Source organism: Actinophytocola oryzae, assembly GCF_004364325.1.
In the GTDB taxonomy this organism is placed as follows: Bacteria; Actinomycetota; Actinomycetes; order Mycobacteriales; family Pseudonocardiaceae; genus Actinophytocola; species Actinophytocola oryzae.
This window is the reverse complement of record NZ_SOCP01000013.1, coordinates 119,890-138,545: the sequence shown is the minus strand read 5'-3', so window position 1 is coordinate 138,545 and position 18,656 is coordinate 119,890. Positions and strand designations below refer to the sequence as shown.

Sequence of the window (18,656 nt, the reverse complement as noted above, 5' to 3'; positions counted from 1 at the left end):
GTCCTCCTGGTCGCCGAGTTGACCTAAAGATATGCTGCCAGAATGTAGTGCTGACGTAAATCCTACGGAAGAGGTGTCGTGTCGTCCTCCCCCTACGGACTGCATCGCGTGCTAGAGCCCGCCGGGGTCCTGCCCCAGCAAGCGTGGCGACTGTCGGCAGAGGCACGCTTGTGGCCTGATGAAGTCCTGATCGACGTCGAGCGGCTCAACCTGGACGCGGCGTCCTTCCGTCAGCTACGCGAGGAGCACGGCTCACCCGACGCGGTCCGCCGCGCGGTGGCCGGGATCGTCGAGGAGCGCGGCAAGATGCACAACCCGGTCACCGGATCAGGGGGAATGCTGCTCGGCACGGTTCGCTCGGTCGGGTCGGAATCCCCGTTGGGGCTGACCGTCGGTGACCGCGTCGCTACGCTCGTGTCGCTCACGCTCACCCCGCTGCGGATCGACGACGGGCTCGCCGACTGGTCGGGGGAGAGCGAGCAGGTGCCGTGCCGGGGCACCGCGATCCTGTTCGGCCGCTCCATCGCGGCTGTACTGCCCACTGACCTGCCCGACGAGCTGGCGCTGTCCGTGTTCGACGTGTGCGGGGCACCCGCGCTCACCGACCGGGTCGTCCGCGAGGCCCGTTCCGGGTCATCCGTACTGGTACTCGGCGGGGGCGGCAAGTCGGGCAGCCTGTCGCTGGCCTCGGCCCGCCGTGCGGGTGCGGGCAGGCTGGTCGCGCTGGTGCCGACCGAGTCCGAGGCGGCAGCCGTGCGTGCCGCCGGGCTCGCCGACGAGGTGGTGGTCGCCGACGCGCGGAACCCGGTCGCGGTGGCCGAGGCGGTCGGCACGCCGGTCGACGTGACGATCGTGTGCGTCGACGTGCCCGGCTGCGAACACGGCGCGGTCCTGGCCACCGCCGACGGTGGCACGATCGTGTTCTTCTCGATGGCCACGTCGTTCTCGGCAGCGGCCCTCGGCGCGGAGGGCCTGGCCGCCGACGTCCGCATGATCGTCGGCAACGGCTTCGTGCCGGGCCACGCGGACTTCGCACTCGACCTGTTCCGCGCCACGCCAGGCGTGCGCGAGCTGTTCGAGCAGCGCGAACGGCAGACTGCGACACCATGACCACGCTGTACACGAACGCCGCGATCCGTGGCGGCGACGCGACCGCCATGGCCGTCGAGGACGGCCGGGTCACCTGGCTCGGCCGCGACTTCCCCGGTCAGGCCACCAATACGGTCGACCTGCGTGGTGCCGACGTGGCGCCCGCGTTCGTGGACGCCCACGTGCACGCCACCTCGGCGGGCCTGCTGCGCACCGGCCTCGACCTCACGGCGGCCGAGTCGCTGTCCGACCTCCTCGACGGCGTCCGCGAACGGGCCGGTACGGACGTACTGCTGTGGGGCCACGGCTGGGACGAGACCCGCTGGCCGGAGAACCGCCCACCCAGCCGCGCCGAGCTGGACGCCGTGGCAGGCGGCACGCCCGTGTACCTGTCCAGGATCGACGTGCACTCCGCGCTCGTGTCCACCGCGCTCGTGGACCTCGCCCCGAGTGCCCGCACGCGGCCGGGCTGGACCGACGACGGCCCGCTCGCCAGGGACGCCCACCACGACGTCCGCCGCGCGGCCCTCGCGTCGATCACCCCGGACCAGCGGGAGGCCGCGCAGCTGGCGTTCCTCCGCCACGCCGCCGCGATGGGCGTCGCCTGCGTCCACGAGTGCGCGGGCCCCGACATCTCCGGCGCCGACGACCTGGCGGCTCTGCTTGGCAGGTCAGGTGACCTGCCAAGGGTGATCGGCTACTGGGGTGCGTTCGGCGCCGCGCCCGCCGGCGTCGCCGGCCTCGCGGGCGACCTGTTCGTCGACGGCGCGCTCGGCTCCCGCACCGCCGCGCTCCGCGAGCCCTACACCGACCGCCCGGACACCAGGGGCGCCCTCTACCACGACGCGAGACGCATCGCCGAGCACGTGGTCGCCTGCACCGAGGCGGGCACGCAGGCCGGCTTCCACGTGATCGGCGACGCCGCCGTCGCCGAGGTCGTGGCCGGGTTCACGCTGGCGGCGGAGGTCGTGGGGGAGTCGACACTCGCCGCAGCCCGCCACCGCCTGGAGCACCTGGAGATGGTCACGGCCGAGCAGGCGGGCGTGCTGGCCGGGTTCGGCGTGGTCGCGTCCGTGCAGCCGCTGTTCGACGCCACCTGGGGCGGGCGCGACCGCATGTACGCCGAGCGGCTGGGCCCGGACCGGGGCAGCGCCCTCAACCCCCTCGCGACGCTCGTCGAGGAGGGCGTGACCCTCGCGTTCGGCTCGGACACACCCGTCACCCCGCTCGACCCGTGGGCCGCCGTCCGTGCCGCGGTCGAGCACCGCACGCCCCGCCAGGGCCTCGACCGCGACCGCGCGTTCGCCGCGCACACGGTCGGCGGCTGGGCGGCGGCCCGCGAGACCGGCGGCATGCTCGACGTGGGCGCGCCCGCGACCTTCGCCGTCTGGCGGGACGAGACCTGCCTGCGCACAGTCCTTGCCGGCCACACGATCTACGAGGTGCCGTGATGCTCGACCTGGATCCCGACGTCGTCGCGACCGCGCGTGAGCTTGCTGCCCGCGCCGCGGAACCAGTCGTGCGTATTGCCAAAGCGCACACCACCGTCGCCGTCGAGCGCGCGACCCTGCGCCTCGCGGGCATCACCGGCGCCGACTCCGGCCACCGCGCGGGTGACGTGCCGTGGGTGAACCGCGTCGTCGACACCGTCCGCGAGCACTGCGGCCTCGAGCACGGCGTCGTCGTCCCGGCCTTCCACGCCATGCGGGAACACGACCTCGGCTCGCTGACCGAGTTGGCGGAGGCCACCGCAGCGGGCCAGATCCAGTACCGGATCCCCGACCGCCGCGCCGCCGACCGTGCCGCCAAGGCGGCGCGCACCGCGGTCGCGAAGGGACTGCGCACGGTCGACCGCAACCGCGCCCAGCGCGACAAGCTCGTCGCCAGGCTCGGCGACCCGCCGCAGCGGCCGTGGATCTACCTGATCGTCGCGACCGGCGACATCGACGAGGACGTCGTCCAGGCCGCGAGCGCCGCCCGTGCCGGCGCCGACATCATCGCGGTCATCCGCTCGACAGGACAGTCCCTGCTGGACTACGTGCCCGAAGGCGCGACACACCACGGTTTCGCGGGCACCTACGCCACCCAGGAGAACTTCCGCATCATGCGCGGCGCCATGGACGACGTGTCCAGGGAGGTCGGCCGCTACATCCGCGTCACCAACTACGCGTCCGGCCTGTGCATGCCGGAGATCGCCGTGCTCGGGGGGTTGCAGCGCCTGGACATGATGCTCAACGACTCCATGTACGGCATCCTGTTCCGCGACATCAACCCCATCCGCACCTTCGTCGACCAGCGGTTCTCCCGACAGGTCCACGCCCGGGCGGGCATCATCATCAACACCGGCGAGGACAACTACCTCACCACGGCCGACGCGGTGGACGCCGCGCACACCGTCACCGTGTCACAGCTGCTCAACGAGCACTTCGCGCACGAGGCGGGCCTGCCGGACGAGTTACTCGGCCTCGGCCACGCCTTCGAGATCAACCCGACGGTCCCCGAGTCGTTCCGCCTCGAGCTGGCGCACGCGCTGCTGGCCAGGGAGCTGTTCCCGGACGCGCCGCTCAAGTGGATGCCACCCACCAAGCACATGACCGGCGACGTGTTCTTCGGCCACCTGCTGGACGGGTTCTTCAACCTCGCGGGTGTTCTCACCGGACAGTCCATCCTGCTCGTCGGCATGATGACCGAGGCGGTCGTGACGCCGTTCCTGTCCGACCGGGACCTCGCGATCCGCAACGTCAAGTACGTGCTCAACGCGGCAGCGGGCCTGCGGGAGGACTTCCACCCGGCACCCGGCGGCTTCATCGCCAAGCGTGCCCACCAGGTGCTCGGCGAGGCGGTCGACCTGCTGGACCGCATCGTCCGCGACGGCCTGCTCGACGCCATCGCCGACGGCACCTTCGGCCTCATGAAACGCCCGCCGGACAAGGGAAAGGGCGCCGACGGAGTGATCGAGAAGGCCGACGCCTACCGCAACCCCGCGTCGGAACTCCTCGAGTCCGGGGCGACGACATGACCAATTCCGTACGGCCGTATGGCGACACTACCGGTGACGGCATGGTCCAGACGTCGTTCACCCTTCCGGTACCACCCGGCCCGAAGGCCGAGGGCGCGGCCCTGCAGCTCGCCAACAAGATGGGCATCGAGCCCGCGATGGTCGTGCACTCCCACGGCATCGGCACCGACTTCACCTTCTTCGTGGTCTACGGCTCGGTGAAGCACGTCGTCGACCTGGACGCGGTCACGGTCGTGGAACGCGAGTACCCGCTGCTCTCACCGTCCGAGGTCAACGGCGAGGTCCGGAAGTCGTTGCGCCGCAAGCTCGTCGTGGTCGGCGGCTGCATCGGCACCGACGCGCACACGGTCGGCATCGACGCGATCCTCAACATCAAGGGCTTCGCGGGCGAGAAGGGCCTCGAGTACTACCGCGAGCTGCGCGTGGTCAACCTCGGCGCCCAGGTGACCGTCCCCGAGCTGGTGAAACGGGCCCGCACGGAGAAGGCCGACGCGGTGCTGGTGTCCCAGGTCGTCACCCAGCGGGACGCGCACATCCTCAACACGCAGGAGATGTCGGCCGCCTTCCGCGAGGCCATGGGGGACCGGCGGCCGGTCCTGATCGCGGGCGGCCCTCGGTTCGACCCGATGATGGCCGGCCAACTCGGCGTGGACCGGGTGTTCGGCCGGGGCACCACGCCTGGTGAGGTGGCCTCGTACCTGGTGCACGCGATGAAGGAGGTCAAGTGAGTCTCGAGGTCGGGTTCTCGGTGACACACCGGCGATATGTGCCCTACGCGCACGCTCACTACGGCGGGAACCTCGTGGACGGCGCGTACGGGCTGGCGATGTTCGGCGACGTCGCGACGGACCTCGCCATCCACACCGACGGTGACGAGAGCCTGCTCGCCGGGTACTCGAAAGTGGAATTCCTGGCGCCGATCCAGGCCGGTGACGTGGTCGAGGTGACCGCGTCGGTCACTCGTATTGGGACCCGCTCCCGGGACCTGTCGTTCGAGGCCCGCGTCCTCTGCCGCGCGGCACCGGAACGCGGACCGTCCGCCGCGGACGTGCTCGACCCGCCCGTCGTCGCGACCAGGGCGACCGCCACGATCGTGGTCCCGGCGAAAACCGGGGGCGACGCGGCCGGCTCCTGACTTATCGTCGACCGGCATGGAAGTCATACGACTGACTGGCGACGACTGGCGGACGTTGTGCGAGGTGCGGCTGGCGGCCCTCGCCGACGCCCCCCACGCCTACGGCTCGACGCTGGCGGGCGAGGCTGCGTCCGACGAGGCCGACTGGCGGCGCAGGCTCGACACCGCGCTGTGGGTCGTGGCCGTCCACGCCGGAGGCCCCGCCGGGCTCGCGGGCCTGTACCTGTCCGAGCCGGACACACCGATGCTGATCTCCGTGTGGGTGAGTCCCGACCACCGCGGTCTCGGCGTCGGCGACGCCCTGGTCACCGAAGTGTTCCGGTGGGCGAAGGAGAACCGCTGGTCCAGCGTGGTGCTCCGGGTCGCGGACGGCAACGACGCGGCCCGGGGACTGTTCCTGCGCCACGGGTTCGCGCCGACGGGACGCAGGGAGCCGCTCGAGAGCGACCCCGGGGTGCTCACCGAAATGCTCGTTCGCGCACTATAAGGTCCACGTCACGGAACCGGGTCTTGCTCCGAATGGAGCATGCTGCTAGTAACACTAGCTCCGGGCGTTCGCCCCGCGGACGGAGGAGCATGGCGACCGATCTCGTTGAGGTGACAGAAGTCCTCGACCACCCTCTCGATGAGGTGTGGACGCTGCTGACGGACCTGGAGAGCTATCCACGGTTCGTCGCGGAGGTGGCCTGGTGTGAGCACATCGGACCCACCGACGCCGGTCGCTACGAGGTGCGGTTCAGCGTCGACCGGGGACCGGTCGTGCGCCACGAGATCGAGGTGCTGGTCAAACGGCCGCAGGAGCACTTCGTGATCGTCAGCGACCGCTGGCCGGGCGGGCACGTGTCCCTGCGGTTCACCTCCCTCGACGGCGAGCGCACGGAGGTGCAGCTGTCCGTGTCGCTGCCCAACGTGGACGCCGGGATCTCCGCGACCTGGCTGCGCAAGCGCGTCCGCAAGGCGTTCCTCTTGTTCCACCACCACCTCGCGGGCATCGCGATCACCTCGTCCCGCAAGGGGATCGACCAGGCCGCGCAGAGTCAGTCGCAGCTGACGGTCGCACGGATCCTGACCAGGGCCGGGGTGCTGACGCCCGGCCGTCCGGACAAGATGCTGCGGCAGCTGAACGTGCTGGCCAAGTGGGGTGCGACCGTCGCGGGCGGCTACCGCGCCATGCGCATGCGGTTCCCGAAGCTGGCGGCGATCTCCGACGAGCTCGGCACGCTCACCTTCGAGGAGGTCGACCAGCGCACGACCCGCCTCGCGAACGGTCTCGCGGAGCTGGGAGTCCGGCAGGGCAGGCGTGTCGCGGTCATGTGCCGCAACCACGCAGGCATGATCGAGTCGACCGTGGCGTGCGGGAAGCTCGGCGCGAGCGTGCTGCTGCTGAACACGAGCCTGTCGGCCAACCAGGTTCGCGACACGGTGATGACGCACCGGCCCGCGGCGGTCCTCGTCGACGAGGAGTTCCTGCCACTGATGCACTACCTGCCCGCGTCGCTGGTCAGGGTACTGACCTGGGGGCACGAGCCGGGCGACATCACCATCGACGGGCTGGTCGAGGACTCGTCGCCGGAACGGATCAAGGCACCCTCCGCACCCGGCAAGATCATCGTGTTGACGTCGGGCACCACCAGCAACCCGAAGGGCGCGCGGCGGCGCAACCCGCACGGCATGCGCACGGCCGCCGCCCTGCTGTCGCGGATCCCGTTCCAGGCGGGCGAACGGATGATGATCGCGGCGCCGCTGTTCCACACGTGGGGCCTCGGCGCGCTGCAGATCGGCATGCCGCTGCACGCGAAGCTGGTGCTGCACCGCAAGTTCGACCCGGAGGCCACGCTCGCCGCGATCGAGGAGCACCGCTGCACCTCGCTGATCGTGGTGCCGATCATGCTGCGGCGCATCCTCGACCTGCCGCGCCAGGTGATCCGCAACTACGACACGTCGTCGCTGCGGATCGTGGCCTCCAGCGGTGCTTCTCTGTCGTCGTCGCTGGTCAACGCGTTCATGGCGGAGTTCGGCGACGTCCTCTACAACCTGTACGGGTCGACCGAGGTCTCCTGGGCGAGCATCGCGGACCCGGAGGACCTCAAGGCGGCACCGACGACCGCGGGCCGGTGTCCGGTCGGCACCAAGGTCGGCATCGTCGACGCCACCGGTCTGCCGGTGCCGCCCGGGGTCGTCGGCCGGATCTGCGTCGGCAACGACATGCTGTTCGAGGGCTACACGGGTGGCGGGACGAACCTGGTCTACGCCGACATGATGGTGACCGGCGACCGCGGCTACCTCGACGCCGACGGCAGGCTGTTCGTGTCCGGCCGGGACGACGACATGATCATCTCGGGTGGCGAGAACGTCTTCCCGCGTCCGGTCGAGGAGCTGATCCTGACGTTGCCGCAGGTCATGGACGCCGCCGTGGTGGGGGTGCCGGACCGCGAGTTCGGGCAGCGCTTCGCGGCCTACGTCGTGCCCCGGCCGGGGGCGGCGATCACTCCCGGCGTGGTCAGGGACTACGTGCACGCGCACCTGCCGAGGTTCGCCGTGCCGCGTGACGTGATCTTCGTGAGTGCCCTGCCGCGCAACGCGACCGGGAAGGTCGTCCGGCGCCACCTCATGACGGAGAGCTAGGCGCTCTTGTCGATCACGCAGAACCGGTTGCCCTCGGTGTCGGCGAGCACGGTGAAGTCGGCGTTCGGCGGGTAGTCGGGCCAGTCGACCCTCGACGCCCCCAGCTCGATCAGCCGGTCGATCTCCCTGTCGGGTTCCGAGGCGTAGAGGTCCAGGTGGACGCGTGGTCTCTCCTGGACCGGGGTGTCGCTGCGCATCAGGGAGATGTTCTGGCCGACGCCGTCCGCCGGGACGAGGACCACCCAGGTCTCGTCGATCTCCTTGTCCCTCGGCACGTAGCCGATGGCTCGGCCCCAGAACTCGACGGCGCGCCGGACGTCGGACACCCCCAGCACCGTGGACCCCACTCGTAGCATGTCGGCCATTGTCGTAGTACCCCAGTACTACGTGCAGGTTGGCTCCACAGTGTGACGCTTCGTAGCCCTCCCCTGCATAACGTAGTCGCCATGAACAACACCGCATCCCACCTCCTCTACGCCCTCGACATCCTCCCCGGCCGCGGCCGACTGGCTGCCCGCCTCGGCTTCCGGCCCCGCGCCTGGTCGCTGGCCGCGTTCCCGTTCGCGGCACTCATCGTGTTCCTGGTGTGGTTCAGCTGGCTGTACCCCCTGCGCCCCGACGCGATCGGCGCACTCGGCCACCCGTTCACCTCGGACCCGCTCTTACACAACGCCTGGGGTGGCCCGACGCTGATCGGCGCCTGGTTCATCCACGCCATGGCCGCGCTCGGGATGCAGGTCATCTGTATGGCCGTGATCCGCCGCCTGAACGGCAGGGCGCCCGTCGAAGCGGTCTAATGGGCGCCGTGACGATCCGCCGCCTCGGCCTGTGGGTGACCGTGGCCGCGCTGCTGGTGCTCGGGTTCCTCGACCTGGTCCAGCACTACGCGACGCACACCGATATGGCGATCGTGCTGGCCTACCTCCGGGTGGTCCCGCTGGTGATCTACCGGTGGCCGGTCGCCGCGTGGGTCATCGAGCTGGTCGCCGTGTTCATGACGGCGTCGATCACGATCCCGGTGTCGTCATCCGAGCCGTGGCCGTGGGCGGTGAGCAGCATCGGGTCCCTGGCGGCGACGGCCGGACTGGTCGCCACACTGGGCCGCCGGACGCTGTCGAGTGTCATGTTCGGCATCCAGCTCGTCGTGTCGTTGCTGCTCATGAGCAATGAGCACAGCGACTGGCAGTCCGCGGCGGTGGCCACGGCGGCGTGCGGCCTGGCGATCATCATCGGCGACTTCGTGCACGGCCGCCGCGCGATGGTCGTCGAGCTGGCGGAGGAACGCCAGGTCAGTGCGGCCGAGCGCGAGCTGCGCTCGGTGGTGGAGGAGCGCGCCCGCATAGCCCGCGAACTGCACGACGTGGTGGCCCATCACATGTCCATGATCACCGTCCAGGCCGAGTCGGCCCGTTTCCGGCACCAGGACCTCCCGGAGCCGGTGGCGACCGAGTTCACCGAGATAGCGAAGGTGGCGAGGGCGTCCCTGTCCGAGCTGCGAGGCCTGTTGTCCGCCCTACGCGACGAGAGCGAGGACCCGAACCGAACCCCACAACCGACACTCGCGGACCTACCGGCGCTGGTCGACCGCATCACGACGGCAGGCACCCCGGTGACCCTGAGAGTGGAGACGGACACAGAGGACCTGCCGCAGGTCACGCAGCTGGCCGTGTACCGGATCGTGCAGGAGGGCCTGAGCAACGTGGTCCGCCACGCCGGCAACGCGAAGACGACCGTGGACATCACCAGAGCGAACGACACCCTGCACATAGAGGTGACGAACGAACGCCCGCCCGTACCGCCGAAACCCGCCCCCCGGGGCGGCCACGGTCTGGTGGGCCTGCGAGAACGAGCGACACTGCTGGGAGGAAAGTTCGAAGTGGACCAACCGGCCGAAGGCTGGCGAGTAAGGGCGGAGCTACCGCTGTGACACCCCGCGTACCACCCCCGTGGCCGAGGTCGAAGTCGTGGCCAGGGCAACGGCCGAGGCCGTGTGGCGGTGGGCTGTGTGACGAGGCGTTCGGCGTCGCCGTGCAGGGCGGGGTCGTAGGACGGGTGGTTCTGCCGACAGCGCCCCACGACGCGGATCCAGGCGCGGCCCAGGTCGCGACTGGCACGTGGACGGTCCACGCCGGAAGGCTCAGTGACTGGGGCGACCCCGGCCGACGCGGCTGTCGCGTCCGGACGGTCGTGCGCCGCGAGCTGGTTGGTGGCGGCCACCCGTGCCTTGACCAGGTCACCCCAGGTCTTGAGCACGTTCGGCATGACTGGTATCGCGGGGTGCACCGATGACCCTCGAACACGCGACCAAGGTCGTCGTGGTCGACGACCAGGACATGGTGCGAGCCGGCTTCGCCGCGCTGCTGAACGCGCAGGCCGACCTCGAGGTGGTCGGTCAGGCCGCCGACGGCCAGGCCGCGCTGGAGGTATGTGTGAGGACCGCCCCGGACGTGGTCCTGATGGACGTCCGCATGCCGGTGATGGACGGCGTGGAGGCAACGAGACGCCTGGCGAACACCAGGGCCCGGGTACTGATGCTGACCACGTTCGACATCGACGACTACGTGTACGCGGCACTGCGAGCGGGTGCGTCGGGCTTCCTGCTCAAGGACGCGACGCCGGAGGAGCTGGTGGCGGCGGTGCGAGTCGTGGCGGCAGGGGAGTCGCTGCTGGACCCGGTGGTGACCAGCAGGTTGATAGCCCACTTCGCCAGCAGGCCCGCGCTGGCGAGCACACCACCGTCACTGGAGGTACTGACCCCACGCGAGCGAGAGGTGCTCGTGTGGGTGGCGAGAGGAGAGTCGAACACGGAGATAGCGACCAGGTTGACCCTGGCCGAACAGACCATCAAGACCCACGTCAGCCGCATCTTCCTGAAACTGGGCATCCGCGACAGGGCGCAGGCGGTGATGGTCGCCTACGAGACGGGCCTGGTGTCGCCGGGCGTCTTCTGAGTGGCGGCGAGCACCCGCGACAGGGCGGCGTGCAGCTGCTCCAGCTCGGACAGCTCCATTCCCAGGGCCTCGACCACCCGATAGGGAATCTTCTCGGCCTCGCGCCGCAGCTCGACCCCCTTGTCGGTGAGGTCGACGGACAGCGCCCGCTCGTCCCGGGGGTCCCGGGCCCGAGAGATGTACCCGAGGGCCTCGAGCCGCTTGAGCATGGGCGAGAGCGTGGCGGGCTCGTGCCGAAGCGTCTCACCGATGTCGCGAACGGTGCGGGGTGCTCGATCCCAGAGCGCGAGCAGCACGAGGTACTGGGGATGGGTCAGCCCGTGGGGCTCGAGGAGCGGCCGGTAGATGGCGATGACACTCCGCGAGGCAAGCGACAGGGCGAAGCAGACCTGCCGGTCCAACGCCAGCGGGTCAGGTCCGAGATCAACGGATGGCATGGCTCAGATCACCTCAACAGTTAGTGTACTAAATGTTAGGCTACGAAGCATGAAGCGACCAAACCCAGCCCAGTGGTTGTGGTACGCGGTCGGCGGCAGACTGCCCGCCAACCTGGCGCCCTGGGTACTGCACGACGTGACAGCCAAGACCTGGGCCCTACGCCACGCGGCGCGCGGCTGTGTGGTGCTCGCCCCGATAGCGGCAGGCTGCCTGCTGGTCCCAGGCCCCCTCGGCCTGAAACTGGCGATGATCCTGCTGGTAGCCATCGTGGGCGTCTACTTCTCCCTGTCGTACGTGGACGAAAGCTGCGAACTGAGAGCAGCCAAACACGGCTACGCCCACGGCATAGCAAGAGCCACCCGAGAATCCCGAAACGCCGACCGCGACGCCGAGGAACGCGCCCGCTACGCCGCCAACTTCCGCACCCCGAACCCCTGACCCCAGAACGGGCCATTGGGGATCGGCACGCTGCTGGTCCTCATCACGCGCTGCCAGAGTGTCATCCCACCGCGGCGTGCCGCAGGACTGACCGAACGGACGGACCGCGGGGCTCCGTCCGCGCGAACTGCTGAGGCACGGCCCGGCAGCGGGTGGCGCGCAGACCTGCCGGCGTTCCTCGCTGTCGCGGGCCCTGCGAGCGCCGGAACGGCGACTTTCGGTATCCGCGTGCCAGCCCATCACTCGGTCGATCCCGTCGACGACGTGGCTACTCGCGACAGGCCGTCGCGGGTTGAGAGGCGTTGTTCCGCAAGGCCCTGGAGCGCTGCACCGGAGGCCCGGCGCCTACCTCACCTGGACGCTCTCGGCGAGCCGACCGCCCTCGACGAGCGACCGCCCTCGGCGTCGCCACCGATCCTCGCCGACACTGCTCTAACCACCACCCGCCCGACAGGCCCCGGCGCCTGCTTGGACTCTCGCCACCAGCGACTCCGGGCACGGCGTCCGCGACCTCCCCGTCGCCTTCCGTGACAACGGCTGTCCGCCATCCGGGCGCGGTTCCAGCGCGCCGTCGACGACGGCGGCCCGCCCTCGTGTACCAACCCGGCGCTACTCGCCGCTACGTCACCGTCCTGACCTCCGGTATCGCCGTGCAGGCCGCCAATGGTGTGGGTCGCGACCAACTCCAGGAAATGGCCGACACCACCCTCCGCAACTGGCCACCGTCCTGACAACGCCGCGCCGACCGGCCGCCGGCCGAACCCCCCACCCGCTGAGTCCGGCTGAAACACGCAGTGAACAACCGACGCCGTACGCTTGTCGGGTGATCGCACCCGCAGTCTCGTCGGACGAGCCGGCAGTGTCCGACAAAACGGACGTTCGTGCGCCTGCCTGGCGAAACGTCCTTCTGCGTGTCCTTCTCTCCGTGGGCGCGGGTGTCCTGATCTACCTCGGCAACCCGCCCCGCACGCTCTGGTGGCTCGCCCCCGTCGGGATCGCGATCCTCGGCGCCGTCATCTACGGCCGCCGTGCCCGCGCCGGGTTCGGTTACACGCTGTGTGCCGGCCTCGGCTACTTCGTCCCCCTGCTCGCGTGGACCGGCGAGTTCGTGGGCGTCGTCGCCTGGCTGCCGCTCGCTCTCGCCGAGGCCGCGCTCCTGGGCCTCGCCGGCGCCGGGATCGCCGTCGTCAGTGTGCTGCCCGCCTGGCCGGTGTGGGCGGCCTTCGTCTGGACGGCGGGGGAGTACCTGCGGTCGCTCTTCCCCTTCGGCGGGTTCCCCTGGGGCCGCCTCGCCTTCTCCCAGCCCGACGGCATCTTCCTTCCCCTCGCCGCGGTGGCCGGCACACCGCTGATCGGGCTCGCCGTCGCCATGTGTGGGTTCGGGCTCGCCTCCCTGGTCCGCACGCTCGTCCTGGACCGGCAGCCTCGACGGTTGGTGGCGCCCGCGCTGGCCTTCCTGCTCCCCGTGGTCGCCGCGTTCGGGGCGTTGCCGCTGGTGGGGACCGACGCCAACGACGGCACCGCGGTCGTGGCCGTGGTGCAGGGCAACGTGCCGAGGGCCGGGCTCGACTTCAACTCCCAACGGCGCGCGGTGCTCGACAACCACGTCGCACGCACCGAGCGGCTCGCCCGGGACATCAAGGCAGGCCGCGCCGAGCAGCCCGACCTGGTGATCTGGCCCGAGAACTCCTCCGACATCGACCCCTACCGCAACCCGGACGCCTGGTCGCGCATCGACGACGCCGCCCGGGCGATCAAGGCACCCATCGCGGTCGGTTCGGTGCTCGTCGGCGACGACGGGCTGCCCCGCAACACGATGCTGCTGTGGACGCCGCAGAACGGACCCGTCGAGCAGTACACCAAGCGCAAACTGCAGCCATTCGGCGAGACGATGCCGTGGCGGTCGTTCTTCCGGATCTTCACCTCGGAAGTGGACCGTGCCGGGCAGTTCGTGCCGGGCGACAAGGCCGTCGACTTCAGTATGGCGAACGCCCGCGTCGGCCTCGCGACCTGCTACGAGGTGGCGTTCGACGACGTGGTGCGCGAGTCGGTGAAGGGTGCGAACATCCTCGCCGTGCCGACGAACAACGCGACCTTCGGCTACACCGAGATGACCTACCAGCAGCTCGCGATGGACCGCGTGCGCGCCGTCGAGCACGGCAGGACGGTGGCCGTCGCGGCGACCAGCGGGGTGAGCGCGTTCATCCGCCCCGACGGTTCTGTGACCCAGTCCACGGGCATGTTCACCGACGCGGCACTGGTCGAGCGGGTACCGCTACGGTCGACGACTACGCTGTCGGACCAACTGGGGCCCGCCCCGGAGTGGGCCATGGCAGCCGTGGGACTCGTCGCGCTCGCCATCGGGATCGTCGTGCGGCGGCGTGGCAGGGCAAGCAACTGACCGACAGGAAGTGACCGGCGCGAAAGGCGTGCCGGCGAGGAGGGTGACGAATGGCGGAGCAGCTCGAGCCGGTGCTCGTGGTGATCCCGACGTACAACGAGCGGGACAACATCGAGCGGATAGTGAGCCGGCTACGTGCCGCACTGCCGAAGGCACACGCCCTGATCGTGGACGACGGCAGCCCCGACGGCACCGGTGAGATCGCCGACCGGCTCGCCTCGGCGGACGAGCTCATCCACGTCATGCACCGCACGGAGAAGAACGGCCTCGGCGCAGCCTACGTCGCGGGCTTCGCATGGGGCATGGAGCGCGACTACGCGGTCCTGGTCGAGATGGACGCCGACGGCTCGCACGCGCCGGAGGACCTCCCGAGGATGCTGGACGCGCTGGACGACGCCGACCTGGCGATCGGCTCCCGTTACGTCCCCGGCGGCCGGGTCGTGAACTGGCCCAAGCACCGGTACCTGTTCTCGTGGGGTGCCAACACCTACACGCGTCTCGCGCTCGGCGCTCGGGTCAAGGACATGACGGCGGGCTTCCGCGCCTACCGCCGCGAGGCCCTGCAGAAGCTCCGCCTCGACAACGTGGCCTCCCGCGGCTACTGCTTCCAGATCGACCTGGGCTGGCGCACCATCGAGGCGGGCTTCACGGTGGTGGAGGTCCCGATCACCTTCACCGAACGCGAGTTCGGCGTCTCGAAGATGGGCGTCGACGTGATCCGCGAGGCCCTCATCCGCGTCACGAAGTGGGGCCTGCGTCGCCGCCGCGACCAGGTGAAGGCCGTCTTCAAGCGCTGATCACGACGCCACGGGGGCGACTCGGACGCCGCCCCCGTGCACCGCGCCGCTCAGCAGGACAGGTTGCCGCCCGCCGGGACACCCAGGATGCCGACGAACCGGGTGTAGTTGTTCACCCGGCTCTGGACCTGGCCGGGGTTGCCGCCGTTGCACTCCAGCGAGCCGTTGATGCTGCGGATGGTCTCGCCGAAGCCGCGCTGGTTGACCATGGCGTCGTGGGGCGTCATGGTGCCCGGTCCGCGCTGGGTCATCCAGTACCACAGGGCCGTCTTCCAGGAGACGGCCGCGTTGTTCTGCACCTGCCACGGGTCGTTCAGCAGGTTGATGCCCAGGTAGTCGCCTGCCGCCTTGTAGTTGAAGTTCCAGCTGAGCTGGATGGGTCCTCGGCCGTAGTAGGCCGACTGGCCCGCGGGGCAGCCGTAGGACTGGCTCCAGTCGCAGTAGTGCGGGTAGTTGGCCTGGTTCTGCTCCACGACGTACACCAGGCCGCCGGTCTCGTGGTGCACGTTCGCGAGGAACGCCGCCGCCTCCTGTTTGCGGATCGTGTCACTGCCGGTCCCGGCGAACGCGGCGAAACTGTCCAGCGCCGAGGTCAGGCCGCTGTAGGTGTAGAAGGAGTTCCTGTTGGGGAACATCTGGTTGAACTGCGCCTGCGACACCACGAACGCGCGTCTCGGCGCGGCGGCCACCGGGACGGTGGTGCTCGCGGCGAACAGGGAGGCCAGCAACGCGAGCGTCACCAGCAGTTTGGTCTTCCTCATGGTCACTCCTCGGGGCAGGGTCGCTTCGGAGTGTCACCAACCATCCCAGCATTGGTCCATACCAGTCAAGACATAGGTCTAGACCAGATAAGTCGTGGTTGCGGGAAGGGCCCGAAAACGTCGGATGCCACACCGGGCGAACCGGTGTGGCATCCGACGTGTGTGCCCGCGGGAGGGCTGGTCTAGGCGGAGCGGCTGCGGCGCACCTTCAGTTCCTGCAGCCGTTCGGTGAGCAGGTCCTCGAGCTCCGGAATGGTCCGGCGTTCGAGCAGCATGTCCCAGTGAGTCCGTGGGGGCTTGACCTTCTTGGTCTCGGGTTCTGTCCCGTCGATGAGCTTCGATGGGGTACCGTGCAGCCGGCACTCCCACATCGACGGCACCTCGGCGTCATCGGAGAAGGGGACCTCGAACTCGTGGTCCTTGGGGCATGCGTAGCGGATCGTCCGCCGTGGGGCGAGGTCGTGGTTACGATCTGTCTCGTAGCTGACCGCGCCAAGTCGGCTTCCACGGAGTACACGGTCGGCCATGGCGACGTCCTTTCGTTCGGCTCACAGTGCCCACACTGGAGCCAGGGTGGTGCTCACCATGTGCAACGTCAGAGCGCGTCAAAACGTTCCCACCCGCCACACTCCGTCGCGCACGGTGACCCGCGGCAACCCCTGCTTCTATAGCTTCCACCGTAGAGACATGACTCAAACATGTTCGTGACGCGCGACTCCGCGTATTGCTCTAGGACGTCCCCCACTTGGGGGAAAGGGTTCCCCAGGATGGCCCTCAGGCGAAGCTGAGCTGGCCGCGGCCTGCCACCGCCGGACCGAGATCACCGACGCGGAAGTGGCGCCGACACAGCACTTGGTAACGGACGGTAGCCGGGGGAGCGGAATCGGGTAGTTCACGGTCCGTGTCCGCGACGAGCACCGTGTCGCCTGCCCTCATGACCACGCCGTCGGCCACGCGCGCGTTGAACCTTGCGGGCAGCCCGCACCAGCACAGCACGTCCACCTGCACCGGCTCCAGGTCGTCGGCCAGCTCGAACAGCCGCCGCGAACCGGGGAACATCCTGCTGCGGAAGTCCGTGGCGATGCCGAAGCAGTACACGTCGACCTGCACGTCGTCGGCCAGCTCCGCCAGCTGGTCCACCTGCGCGGGCGTGAGGAACTGCGCCTCGTCGACGATCAGGTAGTCCACGCGCGTGCCCTCGGCCCACCTCGCTCGCACGAGGTCGCGCAGGTCGACCTCGCCGTGCACCTCCAGCGCCTGGCGCGTGATCCCGATCCGGCTGCTGATCTGCGGCTTCCCCGACCGGTCGTGGTGCACCAGCAGGAGGCCCTTGCGGCCCTGCCGCGCCTGGTTGTGGTCGACCTGCAGAGCGAGCGTGGACTTCCCGCAGTCCATCGGCCCGTAGTAGAAGCGCAGGTGCCCCACGACGGGCGTGGCCCGCCGTGAGCCCGCGGCTGGCACGGACGAGAGTGCGTCGGTCGGGTCGCTGAGCAGCGGCATCGGTTCCACGGCAGGACACCCTATAGCGCGGCGGCGACCGTGGTGCCCAGGAACGCCGCACCGAGACCGGCGAGCAGGCTCACGACCACGTTGAGCACCGCCAGCAGGTAGGTCCGGTTCTGCAGCAGCCGCAGCGTCTCGTAGGCGAACGTCGAGTACGTGGTGAGCGCCCCGCAGAACCCGACACCCAGCAGCGAGGACAGCGGCGCGGCCACGGGCAGGCCGACCAGGACGCCGAGGACGAGGCAGCCGAGGACGTTCACGGTCAGCGTGCCCCACGGGAAGCCCGACTCGTGTCGGCGCTGGACGGCGCGGTCGAGCAGGTAGCGCAGCGGCGCGCCGACCGCCGCGCCGGCGGCCACGAGGAGCACGGTCATCGGGCGGCCGCCTGCCGCCGGACCACGAGCGCGCGTGTGGCGTACCAGCCGACGGCCACGGCGACCACCGCCGCGAGGACCGTGCCGCCCAGGTACAGCAGGCCGAGGCCCGCGCGACCCGCCTCGGTCAGGTCCCGCACGTCCACCATGGCCGTCGAGAACGTCGTGTAGCCGCCGAGGAAGCCCACCCCGAGGAAGGGCCGCACGTACCGCTGGGCCGGCCACACGTCGGTCACGAACACCATCAGCACGCCGATCAGCAGGCAGCCGCTGACGTTGACGACCCAGATCGCGAACGGCCCGTCCGGGATGGCCTCGGCGAGCCCGTAACGCGTCACCGCCCCCAGCGCGCCGCCCAACGCGATCACGGCCAGCAGCGTGGGCGTCAGCTCCCGCCGCTGTCGCGGGTCGTGGAGATCGACATCCGGGTCCGTCGGCACCTGCACACCGGTTTCCTACCCCAACCGCCGTGAACGCGCGCGCCCGGTGCGGCGATCAGGCGGCACCCGCCACGAGGGTCACCCCGATGGTGACCATCGTGGCGGCGACCAGGCCGTCGAGCAGCCGCCACGAGGACGGGCGGGCGAAGAAGCCGGTGAGGAGGCGCGCACCGAACCCCAGCGCGGCGAACCAGCACAGGCTGGCGACCGCGGCACCCGCCCCGAACGCCCACCGCAGGTCGCCCCGGTGGGCCGCGACCGTGCCGAGCAGCAGCACCGTGTCCAGGTAGACGTGGGGGTTCAGCCAGGTCAGCGCCAGGCACGTGAGCACGACCCGGTTGCCGCCCGGCGCGGTGGTGACGTCCATGGCCGACGGCCGGAACGCCCGGCGCGCGGCCAGGAACCCGTAACACAGCAGGAAGGCGCCGCCCGCGATGCCGACGACCGTGAGGATGGTGGGGAACGCGAGCACGACGGCACCCACGCCACCGACGCCGAGCGCGATGAGAACCGCGTCCGAGAGCGCGCAGATCGCCACGACGACGAGCACGCCGTGGCGCCGGATGCCCTGCCGCAGGACGAACGCGTTCTGCGCGCCGATGGCGACGATCAGGGACAGGCCGGTGCCGAACCCAGCGATGGCCGCGAGCAGGACATCTCTCACGTCCCCGAGGCTAGGTCCGGA

21 protein-coding genes are annotated in these 18,656 nt (G+C 70.1%); 13 read left to right on the top strand and 8 right to left on the bottom strand.

The window, feature by feature from the left end; all coding sequences use genetic code 11:
- The first annotated feature begins 78 nt into the window (after positions 1-78).
- The 7 genes from kdd (at position 79) to CLV71_RS31125 (ending at position 7,868) form a co-directional block, all read left to right on the top strand.
- Positions 79-1,110, top strand: a complete 1,032-nt coding sequence (gene kdd / locus CLV71_RS31155) for an L-erythro-3,5-diaminohexanoate dehydrogenase (RefSeq protein ID WP_133906448.1) — start codon at positions 79-81, stop codon at positions 1,108-1,110.
- Complete coding sequence (locus CLV71_RS31150) at positions 1,107-2,540, top strand: amidohydrolase (protein WP_133906447.1); 1,434 nt, start codon at positions 1,107-1,109, stop codon at positions 2,538-2,540. The genes kdd and CLV71_RS31150 overlap by 4 nt, the downstream gene beginning before the upstream one ends.
- Positions 2,540-4,108, top strand: a complete 1,569-nt coding sequence (gene kamD / locus CLV71_RS31145; protein WP_133906446.1) for a lysine 5,6-aminomutase subunit alpha — start codon at positions 2,540-2,542, stop codon at positions 4,106-4,108. The genes CLV71_RS31150 and kamD overlap by 1 nt, the downstream gene beginning before the upstream one ends.
- Positions 4,105-4,836: a lysine 5,6-aminomutase subunit beta gene (gene kamE, locus CLV71_RS31140; protein ID WP_133906445.1), complete on the top strand. Its 732-nt coding sequence runs from the start codon at positions 4,105-4,107 to the stop codon at positions 4,834-4,836. Before kamD ends, kamE begins: the two co-directional genes overlap by 4 nt.
- The gene (gene kal / locus CLV71_RS31135; RefSeq protein ID WP_208297832.1) at positions 4,833-5,243 is read left to right on the top strand and encodes a 3-aminobutyryl-CoA ammonia lyase; all 411 of its coding nucleotides are present in this window, start codon (positions 4,833-4,835) and stop codon (positions 5,241-5,243) included. The genes kamE and kal overlap by 4 nt, the downstream gene beginning before the upstream one ends.
- A gap of 16 nt (positions 5,244-5,259) precedes the next feature.
- Positions 5,260-5,730: a GNAT family N-acetyltransferase gene (locus CLV71_RS31130; RefSeq protein WP_133906444.1), complete on the top strand. Its 471-nt coding sequence runs from the start codon at positions 5,260-5,262 to the stop codon at positions 5,728-5,730.
- 89 nt (positions 5,731-5,819) lie between these two features.
- Complete coding sequence (locus CLV71_RS31125) at positions 5,820-7,868, top strand: AMP-binding protein (RefSeq protein WP_133906443.1); 2,049 nt, start codon at positions 5,820-5,822, stop codon at positions 7,866-7,868.
- Here the strand turns inward: CLV71_RS31125 and CLV71_RS31120 are convergent.
- Positions 7,865-8,224 carry a VOC family protein gene (locus tag CLV71_RS31120; protein ID WP_133906442.1) on the bottom strand — a complete coding sequence of 120 codons (360 nt, stop codon included), beginning with the start codon at positions 8,222-8,224 and terminating at the stop codon, positions 7,865-7,867. The two genes, CLV71_RS31125 and CLV71_RS31120, sit on opposite strands and share 4 nt — an antisense overlap.
- 90 nt (positions 8,225-8,314) lie before the next feature.
- Between CLV71_RS31120 and CLV71_RS31115 the strand changes: the two genes are divergently transcribed.
- From CLV71_RS31115 to CLV71_RS31105, 3 genes are all read left to right on the top strand, one after another.
- Positions 8,315-8,665, top strand: coding sequence for a hypothetical protein (locus CLV71_RS31115; protein ID WP_133906441.1), 351 nt, complete (start codon positions 8,315-8,317; stop codon positions 8,663-8,665).
- An 8-nt stretch (positions 8,666-8,673) separates the two neighbouring features.
- Positions 8,674-9,795 (top strand): sensor histidine kinase, encoded by a 1,122-nt coding sequence (locus CLV71_RS31110; RefSeq protein ID WP_166664321.1) that lies wholly within the window; start codon positions 8,674-8,676, stop codon positions 9,793-9,795.
- Positions 9,796-10,153: 358 nt separating this feature from the next.
- On the top strand, positions 10,154-10,819 hold the full coding sequence (locus tag CLV71_RS31105; RefSeq protein WP_133906439.1) for a response regulator: 666 nt from the start codon (positions 10,154-10,156) through the stop codon (positions 10,817-10,819).
- On the opposite strand, the gene CLV71_RS31100 is transcribed toward CLV71_RS31105, so the two are convergent.
- Positions 10,783-11,256, bottom strand: coding sequence for a MarR family winged helix-turn-helix transcriptional regulator (locus tag CLV71_RS31100; RefSeq protein ID WP_133906438.1), 474 nt, complete (start codon positions 11,254-11,256; stop codon positions 10,783-10,785). The two genes, CLV71_RS31105 and CLV71_RS31100, sit on opposite strands and share 37 nt — an antisense overlap.
- A gap of 49 nt (positions 11,257-11,305) precedes the next feature.
- On the opposite strand from CLV71_RS31100, the gene CLV71_RS31095 reads away from it, so the two are divergent.
- From CLV71_RS31095 to CLV71_RS31085, 3 genes are all read left to right on the top strand, one after another.
- On the top strand, positions 11,306-11,695 hold the full coding sequence (locus CLV71_RS31095) for a DUF5313 family protein (protein ID WP_133906437.1): 390 nt from the start codon (positions 11,306-11,308) through the stop codon (positions 11,693-11,695).
- A 925-nt stretch (positions 11,696-12,620) separates the two neighbouring features.
- Positions 12,621-14,096, top strand: coding sequence for an apolipoprotein N-acyltransferase (gene lnt, locus CLV71_RS31090; RefSeq protein WP_243866819.1), 1,476 nt, complete (start codon positions 12,621-12,623; stop codon positions 14,094-14,096).
- A 50-nt stretch (positions 14,097-14,146) separates the two neighbouring features.
- Positions 14,147-14,893 (top strand): polyprenol monophosphomannose synthase, encoded by a 747-nt coding sequence (locus tag CLV71_RS31085; protein ID WP_133906435.1) that lies wholly within the window; start codon positions 14,147-14,149, stop codon positions 14,891-14,893.
- A gap of 50 nt (positions 14,894-14,943) precedes the next feature.
- Here CLV71_RS31085 and CLV71_RS31080 read toward each other — a convergent pair whose 3' ends face one another.
- The 6 genes from CLV71_RS31080 to CLV71_RS31055 form a co-directional block, all read right to left on the bottom strand.
- The gene (locus tag CLV71_RS31080; RefSeq protein ID WP_133906434.1) at positions 14,944-15,654 is read right to left on the bottom strand and encodes a chitinase; all 711 of its coding nucleotides are present in this window, start codon (positions 15,652-15,654) and stop codon (positions 14,944-14,946) included.
- 182 nt (positions 15,655-15,836) lie between these two features.
- Entirely contained in the window at positions 15,837-16,181 is a 345-nt protein-coding gene (locus tag CLV71_RS31075; RefSeq protein WP_133906433.1) for an RNA polymerase-binding protein RbpA, read from the bottom strand.
- 247 nt (positions 16,182-16,428) lie between these two features.
- Complete coding sequence (locus tag CLV71_RS31070; RefSeq protein ID WP_133906556.1) at positions 16,429-17,154, bottom strand: thymidine kinase; 726 nt, start codon at positions 17,152-17,154, stop codon at positions 16,429-16,431.
- 20 nt (positions 17,155-17,174) lie between these two features.
- Positions 17,175-17,531: a fluoride efflux transporter CrcB gene (gene crcB / locus CLV71_RS31065; protein ID WP_133906432.1), complete on the bottom strand. Its 357-nt coding sequence runs from the start codon at positions 17,529-17,531 to the stop codon at positions 17,175-17,177.
- Positions 17,528-17,977, bottom strand: a complete 450-nt coding sequence (locus CLV71_RS31060; protein ID WP_133906431.1) for a fluoride efflux transporter FluC — start codon at positions 17,975-17,977, stop codon at positions 17,528-17,530. Before CLV71_RS31060 ends, crcB begins: the two co-directional genes overlap by 4 nt.
- A gap of 49 nt (positions 17,978-18,026) precedes the next feature.
- Positions 18,027-18,635 carry a LysE/ArgO family amino acid transporter gene (locus tag CLV71_RS31055; protein ID WP_133906430.1) on the bottom strand — a complete coding sequence of 203 codons (609 nt, stop codon included), beginning with the start codon at positions 18,633-18,635 and terminating at the stop codon, positions 18,027-18,029.
- Between the last annotated feature and the right edge of the window lie 21 nt (positions 18,636-18,656).

Bases quoted from the DNA above. Each gene is read 5' to 3' on its own strand.
- CLV71_RS31150 (WP_133906447.1), top strand. From the start codon at position 1,107: ATGACCACGCTGTACACGAACGCCGCGATCCGTGGCGGCGACGCGACC.
- kamD (WP_133906446.1), top strand. From the start codon at position 2,540: ATGCTCGACCTGGATCCCGACGTCGTCGCGACCGCGCGTGAGCTTGCT.
- kamE (WP_133906445.1), top strand. From the start codon at position 4,105: ATGACCAATTCCGTACGGCCGTATGGCGACACTACCGGTGACGGCATG.
- CLV71_RS31130 (WP_133906444.1), top strand. From the start codon at position 5,260: ATGGAAGTCATACGACTGACTGGCGACGACTGGCGGACGTTGTGCGAG.
- CLV71_RS31125 (WP_133906443.1), top strand. From the start codon at position 5,820: ATGGCGACCGATCTCGTTGAGGTGACAGAAGTCCTCGACCACCCTCTC.
- CLV71_RS31120 (WP_133906442.1), bottom strand. From the start codon at position 8,224: ATGCTACGAGTGGGGTCCACGGTGCTGGGGGTGTCCGACGTCCGGCGC.
- CLV71_RS31115 (WP_133906441.1), top strand. From the start codon at position 8,315: ATGAACAACACCGCATCCCACCTCCTCTACGCCCTCGACATCCTCCCC.
- CLV71_RS31105 (WP_133906439.1), top strand. From the start codon at position 10,154: ATGACCCTCGAACACGCGACCAAGGTCGTCGTGGTCGACGACCAGGAC.
- CLV71_RS31100 (WP_133906438.1), bottom strand. From the start codon at position 11,256: ATGCCATCCGTTGATCTCGGACCTGACCCGCTGGCGTTGGACCGGCAG.
- CLV71_RS31095 (WP_133906437.1), top strand. From the start codon at position 11,306: ATGAAGCGACCAAACCCAGCCCAGTGGTTGTGGTACGCGGTCGGCGGC.
- CLV71_RS31085 (WP_133906435.1), top strand. From the start codon at position 14,147: ATGGCGGAGCAGCTCGAGCCGGTGCTCGTGGTGATCCCGACGTACAAC.
- CLV71_RS31080 (WP_133906434.1), bottom strand. From the start codon at position 15,654: ATGAGGAAGACCAAACTGCTGGTGACGCTCGCGTTGCTGGCCTCCCTG.
- CLV71_RS31075 (WP_133906433.1), bottom strand. From the start codon at position 16,181: ATGGCCGACCGTGTACTCCGTGGAAGCCGACTTGGCGCGGTCAGCTAC.
- CLV71_RS31070 (WP_133906556.1), bottom strand. From the start codon at position 17,154: ATGCCGCTGCTCAGCGACCCGACCGACGCACTCTCGTCCGTGCCAGCC.
- crcB (WP_133906432.1), bottom strand. From the start codon at position 17,531: ATGACCGTGCTCCTCGTGGCCGCCGGCGCGGCGGTCGGCGCGCCGCTG.